The sequence below is a fragment of the Enterobacter sp. 148H3 genome (assembly GCF_034107425.1).
Taxonomy (GTDB): domain Bacteria; phylum Pseudomonadota; class Gammaproteobacteria; order Enterobacterales; family Enterobacteriaceae; genus Enterobacter; species Enterobacter vonholyi.
The window spans coordinates 1-1,624 of sequence record NZ_JAWNEI010000041.1 but is presented as its reverse complement, the minus strand read 5'-3'; the positions used below and the strand labels follow the sequence as shown (position 1 = coordinate 1,624).

Annotated in this window: 2 protein-coding genes and 1 pseudogene; all 3 read left to right on the top strand. The window is 46.7% G+C overall.

Annotated features, from left to right (window positions below; genetic code table 11):
- Positions 1 to 535 (top strand): RHS repeat-associated core domain-containing protein (locus USH94_RS22395; protein ID WP_320731349.1); only part of this gene is annotated, 535 nt, incomplete at its 5' end.
- Positions 532 to 1,011 carry a hypothetical protein gene (locus tag USH94_RS22390; RefSeq protein WP_111966151.1) on the top strand — a complete coding sequence of 160 codons (480 nt, stop codon included), beginning with the start codon at positions 532 to 534 and terminating at the stop codon, positions 1,009 to 1,011. The genes USH94_RS22395 and USH94_RS22390, both read left to right, overlap by 4 nt.
- A 33-nt stretch (positions 1,012 to 1,044) precedes the next feature.
- Positions 1,045 to 1,624, top strand: a pseudogene (locus tag USH94_RS22385) (RHS domain-containing protein); the annotation flags it as partial.

Sequence of the window (1,624 nt, the reverse complement as noted above, 5' to 3'; positions counted from 1 at the left end):
CTACAATCTGTTCCGGTATTACGACCCGGACTGCGGGCGGTTTACGCAGCAGGACCCGATAGGGCTGGCGGGGGGGATAAACCTTTACCAGTATGCGCCGAATGCGCTGGGGTGGGTGGATCCGTGGGGGTTGAGCCGTAAATGTAAGGATCCATCTAAAGAAGCTACGAGATGGCAAGGTCAAGGTGATTACAAAGGTATAGATGTCTACAAAAACAGGAAACTGAAAAAAGGCACGATTCTGTATGCATTATATCCAAACGGTGATACTCCTCCATCATATGCAGTGACTTATCCAACCGTTAGGCAAAATAAAGGAAATGCTATAGGCTACCATGAAGCACTTCAGGTTAAAATAGATCCTCATCGTACATTAAGAACGCAAGTTAGAGCTTATTATGTAAGTGAGGATATTGATGTAGCATATGGAAGAGCATTGGCTAATGAGATATATGGTCGAGGGGGTGGGATGCAATTCTTTATCCCTGAGGAATTTAGAAATCTATTGATACCGGGGAAGGTCATTAGCATATGATTAATTTTAAAATTAACGTGGTAAATGGGAAGGTTGAGTTAGACAATAAATGTCTTTTAATACAAAGGGAGGATGAATTTATAACTTCTGATCTTTACAAATATCTTGAATCAGAAAATAAAATACAGAAATTAATCCCCCATCATTATACAGTTAATACCGTTCTTTGGTCGGGAAAGGAATTCGAGATCATAATACAACCATTATGCTTCAGTAATTTGCCATTTACGGTGCAATTAATTTATAAAGAGGGAGGGTATTATAAAGCAATAAATGATTGGAATAAGGTTTCTAACATTGATATGTTAAATAAAGAAGTCGATTATTTGTATCAATGGGTGTCGGGCGAATATGATCTTGGCGAACCAGATGAAAAAGAAAAACATAGTGTAATGTGGCACTTGGAATGGGGTGATATAACTATTTGCTATGATATTAAATCATTTAATTGCGGTATTTATTTAACGTGGAATTAACTATTAAATAAGGTTGTCATATTGTGCTGATAACCCGCGGAAGGTTCCGCTGAGAAGGTCACGCACAACCGCCTGACGCAGCTGAACGGCATTCGCTGGCGCTATGACATCCATGGCCGCACCGTGGAGAAAGATAACGGCCAGACGCGCTGGCACTACCGCTACGACGGCGAACATCGCCTGACGGAAGTCATCAGCCAGCCGCGGGATCGCAACAAGCCGCAGACGCAGGTCAGCTTCCGCTACGATCCGCTCGGGCGACGCATCAGTAAAACGCGACGCCAGATGCTGGGCGGACAGCCAACCGGCAAGCCGGTCACCACCCGGTTTGTCTGGGAAGGGTTCCGCCTGCTGCAGGAGGTGCACGGAGATGTGCCGCTGACCAACGTCTACAGCGACCAGGACAGCTACGACCCTCTGGCGCGTATTGACGGTGTGGAAGCGCCGGAGATTTTCTGGTTCCACTGCCAGCCGAACGGCACGCCGGAGCGTATGACGGATGTCGAAGGGCAGGTGCGCTGGGAAGGGGTCAACAGCGCCTGGGGCAAGCTGCTGCGGGAAAGCGAGTCGCAGGTATCAGGATATTCTCAGAACCTGCGCATGCAGGGGCAAT